Genomic DNA, 1168 nt, shown 5'->3' on the forward strand with positions numbered 1-1168 from the left:
CTTATATTGTTTGCACAACGGGGAGAAACGATCCGTAAGGCATTTTTAGATCCGAAGTCCGATCAGGTGTTAGTCGTGGCACACCGGGGGAACTGGCGGAGTGCACCGGAAAATTCCGTAGCGGCAATTGATAGTGCCATACAAATGGGAGTGGATATTGTGGAGATTGATATTCACAAGACTAAAGACGGACAATTAATATTGATGCACGATGACCGTGTAGACCGGACAACCAATGGTAAAGGATTGATTAAGGATTATACATTGGCAGAAATCAAGAAGTTGAAACTGAAAGATAAGGATGGAAATCTGACAGAACATATTGTTCCAACATTGGAAGAGGCATTGTTGGCAGGCAAAGGTCAGATTATGTTTAACTTGGATAAGGCGTATTCTGTGTTTGACGAGGTATACGCTGTGCTCGAGAAAACCGGAACTGCCAGTTTGGTGATAATGAAAGGAGGCCAGCCGGTGGAAACTGTCAAAAGTGAGTTTGGAGATTATCTGGATAAAGTGATTTACATACCGGTGATAGGACTTGACGGAAAGGATGGCGAAAAGAAGGTCAGGGACTATATGACACAGCTGCATCCTGCTGCCTTCGAATTGGTTTATTCGGATTCTTCCAGTCCTTTGCCTCGAAAAGTGAAATCGATTATTCTGGGAAAGAGTCGGATTTGGTACAATACGTTGTGGGCTTCTCTTGCGGGAGGGCATGAAGACGATCAGGCTTTAAAAGATCCGGATGGAAACTATGGATATCTGATTGAAGAGCTAGGGGCACGGATTCTCCAGACTGATCGTCCGGGATTCATGCTGGATTATTTGGCACACAGATAACGTCGATGATATAAACAGACGTTATCTGTGTTGCTTTTATCTATTCTCCAAGTGAAAATAAATTTGAGATTTGGCTTAGGTTACTAAAATAGCTATATTTGGCTCACTGAATCGACATGAGTATATAATATGAAAAAGTCAATAATAGCATTTATCAGTCTTATTACTCTTTGTATTGAGCCATTAATGGCATCTGCCGAGTTTTCCTTTAAGAAATATCAGGTAGAGAACGGACTGTCTCATAACACAACCTGGTGTGCAATTCAAGATAGTTATGGCTTTTTATGGATAGGGACAAGTAACGGGCTGAACTGCTCTTATGGTAGCG

2 protein-coding genes are annotated in these 1168 nt (G+C 42.0%); both read left to right on the forward strand.

The window, feature by feature from the left end:
• The coding region (locus tag AB5935_RS27265) for a glycerophosphodiester phosphodiesterase family protein (RefSeq protein ID WP_368328008.1) at positions 1 to 840 on the forward strand (840 nt) is incomplete at its 5' end.
• Positions 841 to 969: 129 nt separating this feature from the next.
• Positions 970 to 1168: two-component regulator propeller domain-containing protein (locus AB5935_RS27270; protein ID WP_368328009.1), on the forward strand; the 199-nt coding region annotated here is incomplete at its 3' end.

Source organism: Phocaeicola sp. RTP21198st1_B8_RTP21198_201120, assembly GCF_040929485.1.
Lineage (GTDB): Bacteria > Bacteroidota > Bacteroidia > Bacteroidales > Bacteroidaceae > Phocaeicola > Phocaeicola dorei.